Origin of the sequence: Streptomyces sp. NPDC096012, from assembly GCF_040426375.1 — a bacterium.
Taxonomy (GTDB): Bacteria; Actinomycetota; Actinomycetes; order Streptomycetales; family Streptomycetaceae; genus Streptomyces.
This window is the reverse complement of sequence record NZ_JBEOTD010000031.1, coordinates 88,385-108,317: the sequence shown is the minus strand read 5'-3', so window position 1 is coordinate 108,317 and position 19,933 is coordinate 88,385. Positions and strand designations below refer to the sequence as shown.

14 protein-coding genes are annotated in these 19,933 nt (G+C 73.2%); 3 read left to right on the top strand and 11 right to left on the bottom strand.

The window, feature by feature from the left end; translation table 11 throughout:
* Positions 1-207: 207 nt before the first annotated feature.
* The 6 genes from ABVB68_RS26645 to ABVB68_RS26620 all read right to left on the bottom strand — a co-directional run bounded on the left by ABVB68_RS26645 (position 208) and on the right by ABVB68_RS26620 (position 9,905).
* A complete protein-coding gene (locus ABVB68_RS26645; RefSeq protein ID WP_353603673.1) occupies positions 208-1,632 on the bottom strand; it encodes a S28 family serine protease in 1,425 nt (474 codons plus the stop codon).
* A 102-nt stretch (positions 1,633-1,734) separates the two neighbouring features.
* On the bottom strand, positions 1,735-2,127 hold the full coding sequence (locus tag ABVB68_RS26640; protein ID WP_353603672.1) for a hypothetical protein: 393 nt from the start codon (positions 2,125-2,127) through the stop codon (positions 1,735-1,737).
* A 193-nt stretch (positions 2,128-2,320) separates the two neighbouring features.
* Complete coding sequence (locus tag ABVB68_RS26635) at positions 2,321-6,046, bottom strand: ABC transporter ATP-binding protein (RefSeq protein WP_353603671.1); 3,726 nt, start codon at positions 6,044-6,046, stop codon at positions 2,321-2,323.
* A gap of 260 nt (positions 6,047-6,306) precedes the next feature.
* The gene (locus tag ABVB68_RS26630; RefSeq protein ID WP_353603670.1) at positions 6,307-7,335 is read right to left on the bottom strand and encodes an esterase-like activity of phytase family protein; all 1,029 of its coding nucleotides are present in this window, start codon (positions 7,333-7,335) and stop codon (positions 6,307-6,309) included.
* Between the two features lie 287 nt (positions 7,336-7,622).
* Positions 7,623-8,549, bottom strand: coding sequence for a serine hydrolase (locus ABVB68_RS26625; protein ID WP_353603669.1), 927 nt, complete (start codon positions 8,547-8,549; stop codon positions 7,623-7,625).
* A 432-nt stretch (positions 8,550-8,981) separates the two neighbouring features.
* A complete protein-coding gene (locus ABVB68_RS26620) occupies positions 8,982-9,905 on the bottom strand; it encodes a serine hydrolase (RefSeq protein WP_353603668.1) in 924 nt (307 codons plus the stop codon).
* Between the two features lie 380 nt (positions 9,906-10,285).
* Between ABVB68_RS26620 and ABVB68_RS26615 the strand changes: the two genes are divergently transcribed.
* Positions 10,286-10,648, top strand: a complete 363-nt coding sequence (locus ABVB68_RS26615; protein ID WP_353603667.1) for a peptidase inhibitor family I36 protein — start codon at positions 10,286-10,288, stop codon at positions 10,646-10,648.
* Positions 10,649-10,772: 124 nt separating this feature from the next.
* Here the strand turns inward: ABVB68_RS26615 and ABVB68_RS26610 are convergent, their stop codons facing one another.
* The 3 genes from ABVB68_RS26610 to ABVB68_RS26600 are packed head-to-tail and all read right to left on the bottom strand — an operon-like array spanning position 10,773 to position 14,996.
* On the bottom strand, positions 10,773-12,461 hold the full coding sequence (locus ABVB68_RS26610; protein WP_353603666.1) for a thiamine pyrophosphate-binding protein: 1,689 nt from the start codon (positions 12,459-12,461) through the stop codon (positions 10,773-10,775).
* Between the two features lie 46 nt (positions 12,462-12,507).
* Positions 12,508-13,476 carry an agmatinase gene (gene speB / locus ABVB68_RS26605; protein WP_353603665.1) on the bottom strand — a complete coding sequence of 323 codons (969 nt, stop codon included), beginning with the start codon at positions 13,474-13,476 and terminating at the stop codon, positions 12,508-12,510.
* A 56-nt stretch (positions 13,477-13,532) separates the two neighbouring features.
* Positions 13,533-14,996: a sodium:solute symporter family protein gene (locus tag ABVB68_RS26600; protein ID WP_353603664.1), complete on the bottom strand. Its 1,464-nt coding sequence runs from the start codon at positions 14,994-14,996 to the stop codon at positions 13,533-13,535.
* Positions 14,997-15,202: 206 nt separating this feature from the next.
* On the opposite strand from ABVB68_RS26600, the gene ABVB68_RS26595 reads away from it, so the two are divergent.
* Both ABVB68_RS26595 and ABVB68_RS26590 read left to right on the top strand, forming a co-directional pair.
* Positions 15,203-17,047 (top strand): PucR family transcriptional regulator, encoded by a 1,845-nt coding sequence (locus ABVB68_RS26595; RefSeq protein ID WP_353603663.1) that lies wholly within the window; start codon positions 15,203-15,205, stop codon positions 17,045-17,047.
* Between the two features lie 228 nt (positions 17,048-17,275).
* Entirely contained in the window at positions 17,276-18,064 is a 789-nt protein-coding gene (locus ABVB68_RS26590) for a phosphatase (RefSeq protein WP_353603662.1), read from the top strand.
* A gap of 233 nt (positions 18,065-18,297) precedes the next feature.
* Here ABVB68_RS26590 and ABVB68_RS26585 read toward each other — a convergent pair whose 3' ends face one another.
* Both ABVB68_RS26585 and ABVB68_RS26580 read right to left on the bottom strand, forming a co-directional pair.
* Complete coding sequence (locus ABVB68_RS26585) at positions 18,298-18,678, bottom strand: hypothetical protein (protein ID WP_353603661.1); 381 nt, start codon at positions 18,676-18,678, stop codon at positions 18,298-18,300.
* A 340-nt stretch (positions 18,679-19,018) separates the two neighbouring features.
* Positions 19,019-19,900, bottom strand: a complete 882-nt coding sequence (locus ABVB68_RS26580; RefSeq protein WP_353603660.1) for an acyl-CoA thioesterase — start codon at positions 19,898-19,900, stop codon at positions 19,019-19,021.
* Positions 19,901-19,933 lie beyond the last annotated feature (33 nt).

Below are 19,933 nucleotides of genomic sequence, written 5' to 3'. Positions count from 1 at the left end.
GGCGGCCGCCGCCGCGGGGCCCCCACCCGCGCGGCGGCCCCGGGCCGCCGCGAGGAGCACAGGGCCGCCGCCCCCGGCCGCGGCGCCGGGCGGGCGTCGTGCCCGGGGGCGGTGTGCCACGGCCGCGCGGCCGCGCCGGGCGTCGTGGCCGTCGTGGCCGTCGTGGCCGTCGTGGCCGTCGTGGCCGTCGTGGCCGTCGGCGCAGTGCTACGGCCGCAGCGCCGGTTCACGCTCCACGTCGTGGACGTCGAGCCTGGCGTCGTGGCGGGCCAGGGGCCGCGCCGCGGACGGGTTCGCCCGGACCGCCGGGGAGGCCACGCCCGCCCACTGCAGGATGCGGGCGGTGGCGAGGGCCTTCTGGTCGGGGACCAGGCCCGCCACGTTCGCGCCGTGGTTCATGCCGGGTGCGGTGAAGACGTAGGAGTCACGGGCACCCGCGCCGAGCCGGAAGCGTTCCGAACCCCAGGGGTCGTTCTGGCCGTAGACGAACAGCATCTGCCGGGCGTGGTGGCGGACCCAGGTGTCCACGTCGCGCATCGCCCGCGGGTCGAAGCGCATCGGGATGGACCGGGGCACGAAGTCGCGCGGCGGCTGGTAGCCGTAGCGGATCAGCTTCCGCTCGATGTGCGGGAAGTGGATGGTGGGTGCGCCGAGCTGGGTGCCCGCCTGGTAGTAGTACGGCGTGTACTGCTCCAGGCCCTGGTCGGTGTAGGCGGAGAAGCCGGAGATGGTGTCGACCGAGTTCCAGATCTCCTCGTCGCTCGCGGTGGCCGCCTTCGCCGGGACGCTGCCGCAGTCCGCCAGCAGGCTGTACTGCCAGAAGCCCCACACGTAGTCGAGCACGACCGCCTCGTACGCCTTGTCCAGGCCGCCGATGGTGTCGAAGGTGTACCCGTTCGCCGCCGCGTACCCGGCGTACCTCTCCTCCAGCGGCTTGCGGCGCACGAGCGCCTCGCGCTGCACGGCGTTCAGCCGGTCCCGGCACTCCTCGGTGCCCACGCGGGCGAAGAAGCGGTCGTAGGCCGAGTCCTCGTCGTTCACGACGTCGTTCGGGGCGACGTAGGCGACGACGCCGTCCATGTCGCGCGGGTAGAAGCGCTCGTAGTAGGTGGCCGTCATGCCGCCCTTGGAGCCGCCGGTGGCCAGCCAGTTGGCGGGGTAGACCTTTTTCAGGGCCTCGAAGAGGCGGTGCTGGTCGCTGGCCGCCTGCCAGATGTCCAGCTTGGACCAGTCCGCCGGGTCGGGGCGGGACGGGGTGAAGAAGCGGTATTCGAGGGAGACCTGGTTGCCGTCCACGATCTGGGTGGGCTCGCGGCGCGAGGGGTTCGTGGAGACGTTGTAGCCGCCGGTGTAGAAGACGGTCGGGCGGCTCGTGTCCTTGTGCAGCACGGTGATGCGCTGCTGGAAGGTGCCCCGTCCGGGATGGCGGTGGTCGATCGGCTGCGTGTAGTTCAGCACGAAGAAGCGGTAGCCGGGGTACGGCTTCTCCTGGATCAGGCTCATGCCCGGTACGGACAGCAACCGGTCCTTGATGTCGGTGGGCTCGGACTGTGCGGCGGTGGCCGCGGTCGCCGTGCTCAGCGTGCCTATGAGCACCGTGAGCGCCAGCAGCCATCTGAGCGCCTTGCGCATGCGCACTCTCCCCTGTGAGACAGATGTGCGCCGGAAGCTATCCCAGCAACTGCCGTCACACCAGAGGGGATTGACCGGCCCGCGCGGTCCGGTCCGGGCGGCTCAGCACAGGATCCAGCCCGAGTCGACCGCATCGCGGCCCACCGAGCCCTTGACCCGCACGCAGCGGTGCCCGGCGTGTACGGTCACCGGGCCGGCGTGGTGCCTGTAGCGGCCCTTGTCGGCGACCGCGCGGTTGCCGCGGGCCTGCACGCTGACGAACATCGTCTGGGGCAGGCCCAGTTGGCGGGTGACGGTGACGGCGCAGATGTAGCCGTCGCGCCTGTAGACGTGGGTGACGCCGGTACGGAACGGCAGGGTCCGCACTTCGCGCCCCGCGCAGGCGCCGGACGTGCTCGCCTGGGCGGTACCGGTCGCCGTGAGGCCGAGCATCCCGGAGGCGGCCAGCACGGCCGCGCCGAGTGCCAGCCGCCGGCGTATCGCACCACTGTCCACTGTCGTCCTCCCCCTACCGCGATCGTGCACCCCGATGTCCGTACTGATGTACGGACGCACGGGTATGCCGGATGGTTGCACGACCGTCAGCGGGACGCGTCGGCCGGGGGCACCGCGATGCCGTCGACGGCGCGACGCCGGACGGGCCGGGGAAGACCGCGGCCCGTCCACCGGGCGGCCCTCGTAGCGGGCGTCACGCCTCGGCGGACACCCCGACCGGCTCCTCCGGCCCGGACTGCCCCACGAAGGTCCGCCACAGCTCGGCGTACCGGCCGCCGCGCGCCAGCAGCTCCTCGTGCGTGCCGTCCTCCGCGACCCGGCCGTGGTCCATCACCACCACCCGGTCGGCGCGGGCGGCGGTGGTCAGCCGGTGGGCCACCACCAGGGTGGTACGGCGGCCCGCCAGACGGTCGGTGGCGTGGTTGACCTGGGCCTCCGTGGCCAGGTCGAGAGCGGCCGTGGCCTCGTCGAGGAGCAGGACGTCGGGGTCGACCAGTTCGGCGCGGGCGAGGGCGATCAGCTGGCGCTGGCCGGCCGAGAGGTTGCGGCCGCGCTCGGCGACCTCGTGCAGATAGCCGCCCTCCAGGGTGGCGATCATCTCGTGCGCGCCGACCGCCCGGGCCGCCGCCTCCACCTCGGCGTCGGTGGCGCCGGGACGGCCGTAGGCGATGGCGTCGCGGACCGTGCCGGGGAAGAGGTAGGCCTCCTGCGGGACGACCCCGAGCCGGTGCCGGTACGAGGTGAGGTCCAGGGCGCGCAGATCGGTGCCGTCGATCGTGACCCGGCCGCCGGTGGGATCGTAGAACCGGGCCACCAGCTTCACCAGCGTCGACTTCCCGGCGCCCGTCTCGCCGACGAACGCGACCGTCTGCCCGGCCGGAACCGTCAGGCTGACACCGGTGAGCGCCTCCTCGTCGTCGCCGTAGGCGAAGCTCACGTCCTCGAAGGCGAGGTCGCCGCGCAGGGACCGGACCTCGAGGGGCGCGTCGGCGCTCCTCGTCGACGTCGGCTCGCGCAGCAGCTCCTGGATGCGGCCCAGCGACACCGTGGCCTGCTGGTAGCCGTCGAAGACCTGGGAGAGCTGCTGGACGGGTGCGAAGAACAGGTCGATGTAGAGCAGGTACGCCACCAGCGCGCCGGTGGTCAGGGTGGCCGCCTCCACCCGGCCCGCGCCGGAGATCAGCACGGCCGCCGCGGCGACCGAGGACAGCAGTTGGACGAACGGGAAGTAGACCGATATCAGCCGCTGACCGCGGATGCGGGCGGCCCGGTAGCTGTCGCTGCGCTCGGCGAACCGGCGCGCGCCGTCCCGTTCCCGCCGGAAGGCCTGCACGATCCGCAGCCCGGACACCGACTCCTGCAGATCCGCGTTCACCACCGACACGCGCTCGCGGGCGAGTTCGTAGGCCTTCACGCTGGCCCGGCGGAAGAAGAACGTGGCCACGATCAGCGGGGGCAGGGTGGCGAAGACGACGAGGGCGAGCTGGACGTCGATCACCAGCAGGACGACCATGATGCCGAAGAAGGTGACGACGGAGACGAACGCCGTGACCAGACCGGTCTGCAGGAACGTCGACAGCGCGTCGACGTCCGTCGTCATCCGGGTCATGATCCGGCCGGTCAGCTCGCGCTCGTAGTAGTCGAGGCCGAGCCGCTGGAGCTGGGCGAAGATCTTCAGCCGCAGCGTGTACAGCACGCGCTCGCCGGTCCGGCCGGTCATCCGGGTCTCGCCGGTCTGCGCGGCCCACTGGACGAGGACGGTCAGCAGGCCGAGCAGCGAGGCCGCCCACACGGCGCCGAGGGCCGCCCGGCTGACACCCTGGTCGATGCCGTGCCGGATCAGCACCGGCAGCAGCAGTCCGGCGCCCGCGTCCACGGCCACCAGCAGCAGGCTGACGAGGAGGGGGCCGCCGAAGCCCCGCAGCAGGTGGCGCAGGCCGTAGGAGTCCTCCGCGCGGACCGCCCGGCCCTCGTCGACGTCCGGGGTGTCGGTGGCCGGGGGCAGCGCGTCCACCTGCGCGAGGAGTTCGGGGGTGGCCGGGCTGCCGCCGAGCGCCTGGTCCTTCGGCTCGCGGTCGCCGGTCCACAGCCGGGGGGTCACACCGCGCTCGGCGTCGAACTCGGCGTCCAGCTCCGCGCGGACGGAGGTGTCCTCCTGCGGTGCGGCCGGGCTCGCGTGGCCCGGCGAGACGCCGCCCAGCTCGTCCGGGTCGGTCAGCAGCCGGCGGTAGAGGGCCGAGCGCTCCTGCAGTTCCTCGTGGGTGCCGAGGTCGGCGAGCCGGCCGCCGTCCAGGACGGCGATGCGGTCGGCCAGGTTCAGCGTGGAGCGGCGGTGGGCGATGAGGAGGGTCGTGCGGCCCTGCATCACGTGCTTCAGCGCCTCGTGGATCTCGTGCTCGACGCGGGCGTCGACCGCCGAGGTGGCGTCGTCCAGGACCAGCAGGCGGGGGTCGGTGAGCAGGGCGCGGGCGAGCGCGACGCGCTGGCGCTGGCCGCCGGAGAGGGTCAGGCCGTGCTCGCCGACCTTGGTGTCGTAGCCCTCCGGCAGCTCGGCGATGAAACGGTCCGCCTGGGCGGCCCGCGCGGCGGCCTCGATCTCCTCCTGGCCGGCGTCCGGGCGGCCGTAGGCGATGTTCGCGCGGACCGTGTCCGAGAAGAGGAAGGAGTCCTCCGGGACCAGGCCGATCGCGGCCCGCAGCGAGTCCAGGGTCAGCTCGCGCACGTCGTGGCCGCCGAGCAGCACCGCACCGTGGGTGACGTCGTAGAAGCGCGGCAGGAGCAGGGAGAGCGTGGACTTGCCGGAACCGGAGGAGCCGACGACGGCGAGCGTCTCGCCGGGCCGGATCTCGAAGCTGAGCCCTTCGAGGACCTGGGGACCGGTGTCGTACGCGAAGGACACGTCGTCGAACTCGACGGTCGCCGGCGCGTCGGCGGGCAGCTCCTTGGTGCCCTCCCGCAGCGTCGGCTCGGTGTCGATCAGCTCCAGGACGCGCTCGGTGCCGGCGCGGGCCTGCTGGCCGACCGTGAGGACCACCGCCAGCATGCGGACGGGGCCGACGAGCTGGGCGAGGTAGGTGGAGAAGGCGACGAAGGTGCCGAGCGTGATGTGGCCGCGTACGGCGAGCCAGCCGCCGAGGGCCAGCATGGCGACCTGGCCGAGCGCCGGCACGGCCTGCAGGGCGGGGGTGTACCTGCTGTTCAGGCGGATGGTGCGCAGGCGGCCGGCGAAGAGGCGGCGGCCGACCTCGCGCAGCTTGCCCGTCTCCTGCTCCTCCTGCCCGAAGCCCTTCACCACGCGTACGCCGCTCACCGCGCCGTCGACCACCCCGGCGACCGCGGCGGCCTGGGCCTGCGCGTACCAGGTGGCGGGGTGCAGCTTGGACCGGCTGTGCTTGGCGATCCAGCCCAGCGCGGGCGCCACGGCGAGCGCGACCAGGGTCAGCGGCAGCGACAGCCACGCCATGATCACCAGGGATATGAGGAAGAGCAGGACGTTCCCGATGGTCATCGGGAGCATGAAGAGCAGGCCCTGGATCAGCTGGAGGTCGCTGGTGGCCCGGCCGATCACCTGCCCGGTGGACAGCTCGTCCTGGCGGCGGCCGTCGAGCCGGGTGACGGCTCCGTACATCTCGGTCCGCAGGTCGTGCTGCACGTCGAGGGCGAGCCGGCCGCCGTAGAACCGGCGTATGTAGGTCAGCGCGTAGACCAGGACGGCGGCGACGATCAGGGCACCCGCCCAGGGGGCCATGGCGCGGCTGTGGTCGCCGATCACGTCGTCGATGATCACCTTGGTGACCAGCGGGACGACCGCGAGGACGGCCATGCCGGCGAGGGAGGAGCCGAGGGCCAGGACGAGGTTCCTGGGATACCGCCAGGCGTAACCGGCCAGCCTTCGTGCCCATCCCCGTTGCGCTGCCACGCGGGTGCCTTCCTGTCGACCGGACCTGCTCTGCCTGCTCTGACGGTAGACAGCAACGCTCGGCGGGCGCGATTTCATCCCGCTGTAACAATCGGCGGCGGCGTTCTTGTGCGGGGGGGGGCGCGGGATGGGCGAGGGGGGTGAGGGCGGTCCTTGTGCCGGGGGTGCGGGATGCGCGAGGGGGCGGCGCGGGGGCGGCTTCCCGCGAGCGGTTCGTGCGCGGGGTCGCACGCGCGCCGCGGGAAGCCGCCCCCGGGGCGTCAGGCGCGTACCCGCAGGAAGTAGAACCGGGTCGTCTGGGCGGCGTTCTGGTTGTCGTCGCTCACCAGGACGACCTTCAGGCGGCCCGCTCGGTCGCGGCCCGTGACCGTCATGCCCTCGATGTTGTCCAGCAGCGGGTTGGGCTGCGGCTGCTTCGCCGTGGCGCCCAGGGAGGGGCAGGCGGCGATGTCGGCCAGCAGGGTCTTCCTGATCAGCCGCACCCCGTTCTGCCCCGTCAGGTGCTCGACGCGGCTGGTGTCGGTGGCGTGGCGGGGGTCCGCCAGGTAGAGCCGGACCGTGTTGCCGACGCCGGCGGTGAAGCCGCGCTCCAGGACGAGCAGGCGCCCGTCGGGCGTGGCCTGGACCTCGGGGACGCCCAGCGAGGCGTCGACGCGGTAGGCGTACTGCGCGGCGAGCCGGAAGTGGCCGCCCTTGGTCCGGGTCCAGGTCTGGAAGCGGGCGGTGTCCGGGGCGTCGCCGGAGAGCGGGGCCTCCATGGATGCGAGGAGGGTGCGGCCGCCGGGCAGCAGGGTCAGGCCCTCGAAGGTCAGGTTGGGTGAGGCGCGGCCGGCCGGGGCGACCTGGAGGGAGGACGGCACCGGGAGCCGGTCGAGGATCTTCCCGGCGCGGGAGTAGCGGCGGACGGACGGCTCGGTCTCGGAGGTGACGAGCCGGGTGCCGTCCCGGTCGACGACCAGGCCCTCGGAGTCGAGGTCGGCGCCCTTCTCGTCGGCGAGGTGGACGGCCTTCTCCGGCCGGAGGGTACGGCCGTCCAGACCGAACAGGGTCGAGCGGTCCCCCAGGGCCGCGAGCGAGCCGTCCCGGTCCACGGCGAGGGCGGAGAGGTTGCCGACGAAGGTGCCGTCGTACGTCGTCTTGTCGAGCGCGTCGGAGAAGCGGTCGAGGAAGACGGTGGCCGAACAGGCGTTCCCGGCAGGGGTGTCGGCACCGGCGGACCCGGCGGCGGTCAGGCAGGCGGCCGCCGCCAGGCCGGCGGTGAGGGTGGCGAGTACGGTTCTCAGGCGCATGACCGCCACCGTAGGGCGGCCCGGTGTCCGGCGGGAGACCGCCTCGCGAAGCGACGGCCCGGCGCCGGACGGGCGCGGGGCTCCGGTGCGGGCCGGGGCTCCGGTGCGGGCCGGGGCTCCGGTGCGGGCGTGTCCGGTCCTCCGCCCGCCCTCGGCCGGCCCCGCGCGGGACGGGCGACCGCCCCCGGTGAACGCCTGCCCGGTCCTCCGCCGCCCCTCGGCCGGCCCCGCGCGGGACGGGCGACCGCCCCCGGTGAACGCCTGCCCGGACCTCCACCGGCCCTCGGTCAGCCCCGCGGGGGCACCGCGACGAACGCCTCGTCGGGCCGGGTGGGCGGGGTGAGGCGCTGGGTGCCGGCGGTGGTCGGGACCAGGGCCTTGTGGATGGCCTGGGCGACGTTCTGGATGGTGGCGACGCCGTAGTCCATGGTGGCGTTGTCCTGCGTCAGCACGGTCATCATGTAGTCGTGCCCGGCGCCGTCGAAGGTGCCCAGGCTGTGCACGCGCCAGCCGTGCGTGGCGCGCTCCAGCCAGCCGTTCTTGACGTGCACGGCGACCGTGGACGGCGCACCGGCGGGCGTGCCCCAGCGCTGGTCGGCGACGACCTGGCCCATCAACTTGAGAATGTAGGCACGGGAGTTGTCGCTGAGCACGCTGTTCCTGGCGGTGATCAGCTTGAGCAGCTTCTGCTCGTCGGCGACGTTCTCCTGGGTCAGGCCCCAGTAACCGTCCGCCCCCGGCGTGGTCGTGGTCATCCCGGCGGCGGCCAGGAAGCCCTTGACCTTCGTCAGGCCCAGCTGCTTCCACAGCTTGCTGGTCGCGTCGTTGTCCGACTGCGTGATCATGGCCTTGGCGAGCGCGTCCTCCGCGTCGGTCAGGTACCGGCCGGTCTTCTTCGCGTCCCACAGCAGCGTGGCGAGCACGGTGACCTTGACGGTGCTGGCCGAGTCGAAGGCCGTGGTGGCACCCAGGGTGCAGGTGGTGTTGGTGCTGCGGTCGTACAGGCCGACGGCGACGGTGCCCTTGCGGTCCTTCAGGGCGGCCGTGATGTCCTTCGTCAGCTTGTCGGCGAGGCCCGCCTTGCCGGACGTACAGCTGACGGCGGGCGTGGGCGTCGCGGCAGCCGGCGTGGCGGCCGTGACGGCCGGTACGAGCAACGCGGCACCGAGAGCGGTCGCGAGCGTGCCGACCCGGCCGGGTATCCGATGGGTCATGAAGAACTTCCCCCTTGTTGAACGTCGTTCGGGCGTCCTAGGTCCCTGCGCACCGCCGGGCCACATCTCCGCGCTGCCTGATCCGGCCACCGGGAACGGACGACGGCTGTACGCATGTTCGCAGGCCGCTCGTTCGAGAGATCAGGGGGATGGACGTAAGGCCGAAAGGCCGAGCCGGCCGGGCGAGTTGGCGTCGAGCATCGCTGCCGCCGCTCTCGGCCGTCACGACGCTCACGGTGCGGCCCGGCCAGCGGCCCGCGCACACGGAAGGCGGCTGCGGCCGCCCGTGGCCGCCGTGGAGCCCGGTCGTCGGCTCCGCGGCGGCACGGGCCGACCGTGACCGTCCTGACGGGAGGTCGGCCCCGAGGCCCCGCGGCGGCCTGGGGCGGCCTGGGGCGGCCCGGGCCGCCCGTGGCCGCCGGGGGCCCGGCGTCAGCCCTGCGGCGGAACGGCCACGACCGCCTCGGTCGGCCGGCTGGTCGGGGTGTAGCGCGTGACACCGGCCGTCGTCGTCACCAGGTCCTTGTGGATGGCCTTGGCCACGTTCTGGATGGTGGTGACGCCGTAGCCCATGGTGGCGTTGTCCTGCGTCAGCACGCTGATCATGTAGTCGTGGCCGGTGCCCTTGAAGGTGCCCAGGCTGTGCACGCGCCAGCCGTGCGTGGCGCGCTGCAGCCAGCCGTTCTTGACGTGCACGGAGACGGAGGACGGCGCACCGGCCGGGGTGCCCCAGCGCTGCGAGGAGACGACCTGTCCCATCAACTTCTGTATGTACGCGCGGGAGTTGTCACTGAGCACGCTGTTCCTGGCGGTGATCAGCTTGAGCAGCTTCTGCTCGTCGGTGACGTTCTCCTGGGTCAGGCCCCAGTAACCACCCGTGCCCGGCGTGGTCTTGGTCATCCCGGCGGCGGCCAGGAAGCCCTTGATCTTCGTCAGGCCCAGCTGCTTCCACAGCCTGCTGGTGGCGTCGTTGTCGGACCTGGTGATCATGGCCGTGGCGAGCTTGGTCTCGGTGCTGGTCAGGTACCGGTTGTGCTTCTTCGCGTCCCACAGCAGCGTGGCGAGCACGGTGACCTTGACGGTGCTGGCCGAGTCGTAGGCGCTGGTGGCCCGCAAGGTGCAGGTGGTGTTCGTGCTGCGGTCGTACACGCCGACCGCGACGGTGCCCTTGCGGTCCTTCAGGGCCGCCGTGATGTCCTTCTTCAGCTTGTCGGCGAGGCCCGCCTTGGCGGACGTGCAGCTCACCGTCGGCGCGGCCGCGGCGGCCGGTGCGGCCGCGGTGACGGCCGGTACGAGCAGCGCGGCACTGACGGCGGCGGCGAGCGCGCCGGCCCGGCCGGGAGTCCGGAAAGTCATGGAAAGTTCCCCCTAGGAAGTCGTACGGGCGTCCCCCTGAACGCCATTGAGCGCACCCGTGCGCTGTCCGGTTCGACAGGTCAGGGCGACGGAAGGTTGTACGCCTGTTCGCAGTACGGGAGTTCAGCCGGGCGGCGAGCCGTGCGGAGCACCCCGGCCGGTCACGGCCGGCGGAAGTCGAACGAGCCGCTCAGGGTCGTCGAACCCGTGATCACTTTCCGGTACGACCCCGACCGGGGCCGGTCCCGCTCACCCCACTTCTTCGCTCGCACCGGTGAAGGCGGTCTTCCGCCCGGGCGTGTCCCACCCTCGGCCAGGACCAGGACGGAACCGGCACGTCAGCCGGCCGCCTTCCCCCACTCCCCTCGCCGGCGGCCCTCATGAGACGGCGCACCTGGCCCGTGGCCGCGCCCCTCGCCCTGACCGCGCTGACCGCCCTGCTCGTGCCGGCACAGTCCGCCTCGGCCGGTGCCGCCGCGCCCTCGTGCCCGGACGGCTCCGTCTGCCTGTGGAGCGGCGAGGCCTTCGGCGGCTCGTACTGGGAGTGGACGGCCCGCAGCGGCTACCGCGACCTGCCGCCCGGCCTCCACGACCACGTCGGCTCCTTCGTCGCCGCCACCCGCGCCTGCTTCGTCGACTGGGGGCCGGTCGAGAGGCGCGACGTCTTCAACGGCGACTGGCGCTCCCGCTACCTCGGCGACTTCGGCGGCCGGATGGACGGGCTGGGCCCGGAAGGCTGCTGACCCGCCACGCGGGCGACCGGCCACCGGTCCGTCGCGGCGCGCGAGCATGCCCGACCCGTCGCGGTGTGCGCGGCGGGCATGGCATGTCCGCCGCTGACGGGCACGTGCCGGAGGAGCCCGTGTGTCACTCGCCCAGGTGCGTCGGTGCGAACATCCGCAGCACCGCCGGGAGTACGACCACCGACGGGCCCGGTGCCGCCAGTGCCTTCGCCAGGTCCTGCTCCAGGGTCTGCGGTGTCGTGCGGACGCCCGGTACGCCGAAGGACTCCGCCAGGGCCACGTAGTCCGGGCGGGTCAGTTCCGTGGCCGTCGCCTGGCCGAAGGCGTCCGTCATGTACTCGCGGAGGATGCCGTAACCGCCGTCGTCGACGATGAGCCAGGTGACCGGGAGGTCGTACTGGCGGGCCGTGGCCAGTTCGGCGATGGAGTAGAGGGCGCCGCCGTCACCCGACACCGCCAGCACCGGGCGGGTCGGGTCGGCCGCCGCCGCGCCCAGGGCGGCCGGGAAGCCGTAACCGAGCCCGCCGGCGCCCTGGGCCGAGTGCATGGTGTTCGTGCCCCGGGGGTCGAACGCCGACCAGGCCCAGTAGGCGAGGATCGTCATGTCCCAGAAGGACGGCGAGTCGGCCGGGAGCGCACGGCGGACCGACGCCAGCACGTCCTGCTCCAGGGTGAGTTGCTGGGCGGAGATGCGGTCCGCCACCTTGGCGAGAAGGTCCCGCACCCGGTCCCGCGCCGACGCGTCCGGCCGCTCCCGCACCGTCTCCAGCAGGGCCTGGAGTGCCAGGCGGGCGTCCGCGTGGATGCCGAGGGCGGGGTGGTTGGACTCCAGCTTGCCGAGGTCCGCCTCGATCTGGATCACCCGGCCCCGGGGCTTGAACGTGTGGTAGTTGGAGGAGAGTTCACCGAGGCCCGAGCCGACGACCAGCAGGACGTCCGCGTCCTCCAGGAAGTCGGTGGTGTGCCGGTCCTCCAGCCAGGACTGCAGGGAGAGGGGGTGCTCCCACGGGAAGGCGCCCTTGCCGCCGAAGGTCGTGACGACGGGGGCGTTCAGCTGCTCGGCCAGCGCCTCGAGCTTGCCCGAGGCGTCCGCCCGTACGACCCCGCCGCCCGCGATGATCGCCGGGCGGGAGGCGCGGGAGAGCAGGTCGGCCGCCACCGCCGTCAGTTCGGGGCGCGGGGCGAGGTCGGCCGGGGTCGCGTCCATCGCCGTCACCACCGGCAGGGCCGTCTCCGCGAGGAGTACGTCCTGCGGGATCTCCACCCCCACCGGGCCGTGCGGAGCGGTCAGCGCCGACTGCCAGGCCGCCGCGATCGCCGACGGGATCTGGGACTGGGTGCGGACGGTGTGGACCGACTTGACGACACCGCGGAACGAGGCCGCCTGGTCGGGGAGTTCGTGGAGGTAGCCGTGCCGGCCGCCGCCCAGGCCCGCCGTCGGGATCTGGCTGCTGATCGCCAGGACCGGGGCGGAGGCGGCCGCCGCCTCCTGGAGAGCGGCGAGCGACGTCAGCGCGCCCGGTCCGGTCGACAGCAGCAGGGGAGCCGCCTCGCCGGTGATCCTGCCGTACGCGTCCGCCGCGAAGCCCGCGTTGTTCTCCACCCGCAGGCCGACGTACCGCAGGGCGGAGCGGCGCAGGGCGTCGAACATGCCGAGGGCGTGCTGGCCGGGCAGGCCGAAGACGGTCGTCGCGCCCAGCCCGGCCAGGGTCTCCACGACCAGGTCTCCGCCGTTGCGGCCGGGGGGCGGGTTCAGCGCGGCCTCCGTCTGCGCGGGCGTCGGGCTGAGTACCAGGTCGTGGTCGTGGGTCACTGCTCTCGGTCCCCTAGGAAACGTCGGGCGTCGCCGGAAGGAAGCGTCAGGCGTTGCGGGCCGCGGCGATCTGGCGGCTCATGATGGTGGTCAGTTCGTAGGCCGTGTGGGAGGCCGCGACCGAGGTGATCTCCGCGTGGTCGTACGCGGGAGCGACCTCGACGACGTCCGCCGAGACCAGGTTGCACGAAGCCAGCCCGCGCAGGATCTCCAGCAGCTCGCGGGAGGTCATGCCGCCGGCCTCCGGGGTGCCGGTGCCGGGCGCGTGGGCCGGGTCGAGGCAGTCGATGTCGACGGAGATGTACAGCGGGCGGTCGCCGATGCGCTGGCGCAGCTGGTCGGCGACCTCGTCGGCGCCGCGGCGGTAGACGTCGGCCGAGGTGACGATGCCGAAGCCCATCTTCTCGTCGTCGGTGAGGTCCTGCTTGCCGTACAGCGGGCCGCGGGTGCCGACGTGGGAGAGCGCCTCGGTGTCGAGGATGCCCTCCTCCACCGCGCGGCGGAACGGGGTGCCGTGGGTGTACTCGGCGCCGAAGTAGGTGTCCCAGGTGTCGAGGTGCGCGTCGAAGTGGAGCAGGGCGACCGGGCCGTGCTTCTTGGCGACCGAGCGCAGCAGCGGCAGGGCGATGGTGTGGTCGCCGCCCAGGGTCATCAGGCGGGCCCCGGTGCCGAGCAGGTCGTCGGCGGCGGCCTCGATGGTGTCCACGGCGTCGTTGATGTTGAACGGGTTGACGGCGATGTCGCCGCCGTCCGCGACCTGGGCGAGCGCGAAGGGGGACGCGTCCTGCGCCGGGTTGTAGGGGCGCAGCAGCCGCGACGCCTCGCGGATGGCGTTGCCGCCGAAGCGGGCGCCCGGCCGGTACGAGACGCCGGAGTCGAACGGCACGCCCACGACGGCGACGTCGGCGGTGCCGACCTCGTCCAGGCGGGGCAGCCGGGCGAAGGTCGCGGGTCCGGCGTACCGCGGGACGCGGGAGGAGTCGACGGGGCCGCGGGGCGTCTCGTTGCTGCTCATGGTGAAATGCCTTCTTTCCTGCGCTTCGTCGCGCATGTACTGCTTTCCCTATGACTCTACTGGGGAGCCGGGACCGGTTCGGACGCGAGTTCGGGAGAACGTCCGGCGAGGCGCTCGCGCCAGGCGGCGAGGACGCTCTCGTCGGTGGGCTTCGTCGCCAGGGAGACGGCGACGTAGGCCACGAGGGAGGCCAGCAGACCGTAGTAGACGGGCTCGTTCGCGAGGATGCCGTAGCCGGCCATCAGGCCGATCACGGCGAGGCCGCCGACGATCACGGAGGCCAGGGCACCCTGCGCGGTGCCCCGCTTCCACAGCAGACCGCCGAGGATGGGCACGAGCAGGCCGCCGACGAGGAGGTCGTAGGCCAGGGTCAGCGCCTCGACCACGTTGTTGAGCGCGATCGCGGTGCCGATCACCGCCACGCCCATGACCAGGATGAACACCCGGTTGCCCGCGACCTCGTCGTGCTCCTCGCCGCCGTCGCGCCGGACGGCACCCCGCAACCGGGACCAGATGTCGTTGTTGGCGACGGTGGCGCAGGCGATCAGGGCGCCGGAGGAGGTGGACATCACGGCGGCCAGGGCGGCGGCCAGCACCAGTCCGCGCACCCCGACGGGGAGTTCGTCCTTGACGATGGTGGCGAAGGCGTCGTCGGGGTTGCCCAGCTTGGGGTAGAGCACCTTGGCGGCCGTGCCGATGACGGCGCCGGCCAGGGCGTAGGCCAGACAGTACGTCCCGGCGACCGTGCCGCCCCACCGGGCGGTCCGGTCGCTGCGGGCGGTGAACACCCGCTGCCAGATGTCCTGGCCGATCAGCATGCCGAACGTGTAGATCAGGACGTACGTGAAGATCGTCTCGCCGCCGATGCCCAGCGGGTCGAAGTACTCGGTCGGCAGCTTGGCCTTCATCGCGGAGAAACCGCCGGCCTTGACGACCGCGATGGGCAGCAGGAGCAGCAGCACGCCGATGGTCTTCACCACGAACTGGACCATGTCCGTCAGCGTGATGGACCACATGCCGCCGAGGGTGGAGTACGCGACGACGATCGCGCCGCCGAGGACGATCGCCACCGTGCGGTTCATGTCGAAGAGGACGTCGAAGATCGTGGCGTAGGCGATGGTGGACGTCACCGCGAGCATGAGCGTGTAGGCCCACATCACCACGCCGGAGATCAGGCCGGCCCGGCCGCCGTAGCGCAGGTCGAGCATCTCGGAGACGGTGTAGACCTTCAGCCGGGCGATGCGGGCCGAGAAGAAGACCGAGAGGGCCAGCAGGCCGAGGCCGATGGTGAAGACCATCCAGGCGCCGGAGAGGCCGTACCGGTAGCCGAGGCCCACGCCGCCGATCGTGGAGGCGCCGCCGAGGACGATCGCCGCCATGGTCCCGGAGTACATGGCCGGGCCGAGGCGGCGGCCGGCGACCAGGAACTCGCTCTTGGACCTGGCCCGCCGCATGCCCCACCAGCCCATGGCCAGCATGCCGGCGAGATAGACGACGATCACTGTGTAGTCGACGGCCATGGGGCGGCCCTCCTTCGTTTCAGGGTCGGTGGCGTGTCGTGCGAAGACGTGGGGGGCCCTCCGAAGAGGCTCGACGGCAGCGGATCGCGGGGACATCCGCCCGTACCCGCGGCTGCCGTTCAGTGTTGAGACTAGGTGGCCGGAAAGCGACTGCGAAGAGTACGTTTCATCCATATGAACAGGGCGGGGTGGAGGGAACGCACAGCATGCCGGAGACGATCGCCCCAGCAGTCCCACCGACCCCACCGATTCCGCTCTCGGCCCTGCTGGCCCGGGAGGACCTGGGGCTGCGCCAGATCGCGGGCCCCACGGACCGGGACACGGTGATCCACTGGGCGCACACCTCGGAGATGGCCGACCCCTACCCGTACCTGCTGGGCGGCGAGCTGCTCCTGACGGCCGGGGTGCACGTCCCGGCGGGAGCGGGGGGCGGTCCGGGGCGGGAGCGAGGCCGGAAGCCGGGGCGGGAGCCCGGGCAGCGACCAGGGCAGGAACCGGGAGGGGACGAGGGGGCCGCGGGAGGGGACGAGGGAGCCGCGGGAAGGGACGAGGGGGCCGCGGGAGAGGACTACTTCGACGGCTACGTCTCGCGGATCGTCGCGGCCGGCGGCGCCGCCCTCGGCTTCGGGCTGGCGCCGGTGCACGACACGGTGCCGCGCGCCCTGCTCGCCGCCTGCGACGCGCACGGGCTGCCCCTGCTGGAGGTCCCGCCGCAGACCACGTTCTCCGGGGTGGCGCGCGCGGTGTGGCAGCTGATGGCCCAGGCCCGCCTGGCCGAGCTGCGGCGCGTCACGGAGGCCCAGCAGAGCCTCGCGGCGGCCGCCTCCCGCCCCGATCCGGTCCCCTCGGTGCTGCGCCAGCTGGCCCAGCGCCTGGGCGGGCGCGCGGTCCTGTACGGGCCCGACGGTACGGACGTCGCCTCGGCCGGCCGGGAGACACCCGAGGAGGTGCGGGCGGCGCTGGCGCGGCTGGCGGAAGTCGTCAGGCCGCAGCCGGCGGGGGTGGCCGGGCCGGCGACCGCCCACCCGGCGTCACCCGCCACCGGGTCCCGTACCCCGGCGTCGCCCCCCACCGCGTCCACTGCCCCGCTGCCACCCCCCGCCGGACCCCGTCCCCCGTCGTCGCCCCGCGCGGCGGCCGCTCACGCGAAGTCACCCCCCTCCTCGCCCCCTCCCCCCGCGTCCCCTCTCACCGCCCGGCCGCTGCCCGCCTCCGCCACCGACACCCTCGGTGCCAGCCATCTCGCCGTCTACGCGCTCGGCGCCGGCGAGGGCTTCGTGCTCGGGGTGGCCACCGCGCGCCGCGAGCCCGGCGACCACACCATCGCCTCCGTCGCCGCCGTACTGCTGTCCCTGCTGACCGGTGAGCACCAGAGCGGCTCCGGCGCCGCCCGCTCCTCCGCCCTCGTACGGCTGCTGCTGGGCGCCCCGCCCGAACAGGTGGCGCCGCTGCTCGGCGCCGGCCGGTGGCTCGTGGTGCACGCGCGGCCGGACGCCCGGGGTCCGCAGGCCGGCCGGCCTCGCTCGCCCGGAAGCGATCCCCATGACGCCGTCGCCGCGTCCGCCCTCGGTGCCGCCCTGGGCTCGCCGCTGGTGGACCTCGACCGTGACGTCGTACGGGTGCTGGTGCCGGACGGGCGGGAGCCGGAGCCGCAGCCGGGCTGGACGCTCGGGGTCAGTGCCGCCGTGGCGCCGCACGACTGGTCCGCCGCCGACACCCAGGCCGCCCGTGCCCTCGCCCGCGCCCGCGCCACCCGCACCCCGCTGGTACGGCACGCGGCCCGGCCGGCGCTGGTGGACCTGGTGCCGCGAGCGGACGCCGAGACGCACGCCCGCGCGCTGCTCGCACCCCTCGCGGGACAGGCCGCGCTCGCCGAGACCCTGCGCACCTGGCTGTCGCTGCACGGCAGTTGGGACCGCACCGCGGTGGCGCTGGACGTGCACCGCAACACCGTGCGGCAGCGGATCGCCCGCTGCGCCGCCCTGTTGGACACCGACCTGGACGACGCGGACGTGCGCATGGAGCTGTGGTTCGCGCTGCGCCAGAACTGAGGGCACGCGCCGGTGACCCGGGTGACCGACCTCCCGGCACAACTGACGGCACACCCCCCGTGACCCCGGTGACCGACCTCCCGGCACAACTGACGGCACACCCCCCGTGACCCCGGTGACCGACGTCCCCGAACAACTGACGGCACACCCCGGTGACCCGGGTCACGGGCGTCCCAGGGGGCGATATGGCGAGGACGCCCAGGAGGGCGCTGCCCCACAATGGGAGGCATGCCGATATCCGGGACACCCAGCCGCGCCCAGCTCGTCGACCACCTGGTGAGGACCCGTATCGCGGGGGACGTCGCCACCCCCCGTGAGAACAACCTCTCCCACTACCGCCAGCTCGCCAACGGTGTCCGCAACTTCTGGTTCGGCCTGGAGCTGGGCGACCGCTGGACGGACGAGCAGGACGTGCTCGCGGTGATGGCCGAGCGGGTCGGCGTCAACGACGACCCCGGTCACCGGTACGGGCAGGACACGATCGACCCCGAGCTGACCGTGGACGCGCTGGACCGCATGGCGGCGCGGCTGCGCAAGGCGGCCGAGGGGCGCCAGCGGGTGCTGTTCGCGACCGGTCACCCGGGCGGCCTGCTGGACGTGCACCGGGCCACGGCCGACGCGCTGCGCGCCGCCGGATGCGAGATCGTCGTCATCCCGGAGGGGCTGCAGACGGACGAGGGGTATGTCATGCAGTTCGCGGACGTGGCCGTGCTGGAGCACGGGGCGACGCTGTGGCACACGCACTCCGGGGAGCCGATGCGGGCCGTTCTGACGGGCCTGGAGCGCGAGGGGCGCCCGCTGCCGGACCTGGTCGTCGCCGACCACGGCTGGGCCGGGTACGCGGGACAGCACGGCGTCGACTCCGTCGGGTACGCCGACTGCAACGACCCGGCGCTGTTCCTCGCCGAGTCCGAGGGCACCGTCCAGGTAGTCGTGCCGCTCGACGACCACGTGGTCAGCCCGCGCCACTACGACCCGCTGACGGCGTATCTGCTGGCGGAGGCGGGCCTGAGCTGACGCAGCCGACCGGAGCGGCCCCGGTCCGACAAGGGCGGCCGGGCGACTCCGTGGACGCGGCCGGCCGAGGCCGGGGCCCGGTCCGACGGGGCGACGGGCCTGACGCGGTGACCGGCCTGACGGGGTGACCCGCCCGACACGGCGACCGGCCTGACGCGGTGACCGGCCTGACGCGACAAGAGTGATGTGCGGCCTGAGGAGGCCGCACATCGTGGGTTCAGTTCCCGATGGGGTCAGTGACCACCACCGCCACCGTGACCACCACCGCCACCGTGACCGCCGCCACCGCCGTGACCGCCGCCACCATGGTCGCCGCCACCGCCGTGGTCGCCGCCACCGCCATGGTCACCGCCACCGCCGTGGTCGCCGCCACCATGGTCGCCGCCGCCACCGTGGTCGCCATAGTCGCCACCGTGGTCGCCGCCGTAGTCGCCGCCGCCCCAGCCGTAGTCGTCGTCATCGTCGCCGCCCCACCAGTTGCCACCGTGGTCGCGACCCGAGTCCCCGTAGCCACTGCTGTAGGAACTGTGGTTGTTGCCGTAGTCCGAGGCCGCCGCGGTGCCGGCCATTCCGATCGCGGCTCCGCCGGCCAGCAGCAGGCCACTGGCGGACATCGCGACAAGACGCCTCGTGCGCTGTGATCGCATGGGAATACCTTCCATCTCCATCGTCTCTCGCGGCTCCCTGCGGAGCAGGCGCGAGGTGGATGGCCGTCGCCGCCGCGGAACGTGACGTGCGGCACGGTCTTCAGGGACCACCGCAGCGAGTTGAGTCGAGCGGACGCTTTCGACACCGACGCCTGCAGCCCACCCGGTACCGGATCAGGCCGGCGGATACTGCGGCTGAGACCCCGGAGTTCCGGAGCCTCGTCGGCCGAACATGCCGCTCACTGCGGCTTTCACTCAAAGAGCCTAATCCCGCTTGCGCCACGCGTCATCTCGAGCGGCACCCACGTCAGGTTCCGCGCGGAACCCGGACCACGCCCTCCTGGATGACCGAGATGGCGAGGCGGCCGTCCTGGGTGTGGATGCGGGCCTGGCCAAGGCCGCGGCCGCCGTGTGCGGACGGGGACTCCTGGTCGTACAGGAGCCATTCGTCGGCGCGGAAGGGGCGGTGGAACCACATCGCGTGGTCCAGGGAGGCGCCCACGACGTCACCCACGGCCCAGCCGCCGCGCCCGTGGGCGAGCAGCACCGAGTCGAGCAGGGTCATGTCGGACACGTAGGTGGCGAGGACGACGTGCAGCAGGGGTTCGTCCACGGCGCCTTCGAGTTTGCCGTTGGTGCGGAACCACACCTGGGAGTGCGGTTCCCGCGGCTCGCCGAACTGCCCGTACGGCGGCTCGTCCACGTACCGCAGGTCGATGGCCTCGCGGGCCTCCAGGAACCGCTCGACGACGTCGGGCGCGAGGTGGCCGTAGGCGCGCAGCCGCTCCTGGGAGGTCGGCAGGGTGGCCGGGTCCGGGGCGGCCGGCATCGGCGCCTGGTGGTCGAGCCCTTCCTCGTACGTCTGGAAGGACGCCGACAGATGGAAGATCGGCTTGCCGTGCTGGACGGCGACCACGCGGCGGGTGGTGAAGGACCGGCCGTCGCGGATGCGGTCCACGGTGTAGACGATCGGCGCACCCGGGTCGCCGGGGCGCAGGAAGTACGCGTGCAGGGAGTGGGCCGGCCGGTCCGCGGGGACCGTCCGCCCGGCGGCGACCATCGCCTGCGCCGCCACCTGCCCGCCGAAGACCCGGGGGACGACGGCGGAGCGGGACCGGCCGCGGAAGATGTCCTCCTCGATCTGCTCGAGGTCGAGCAGATCGAGGAGGTCCTGGAGTGCCTGGCTCATGACGTGAGTTGTACCGGCCAGTGATCGCCGAGA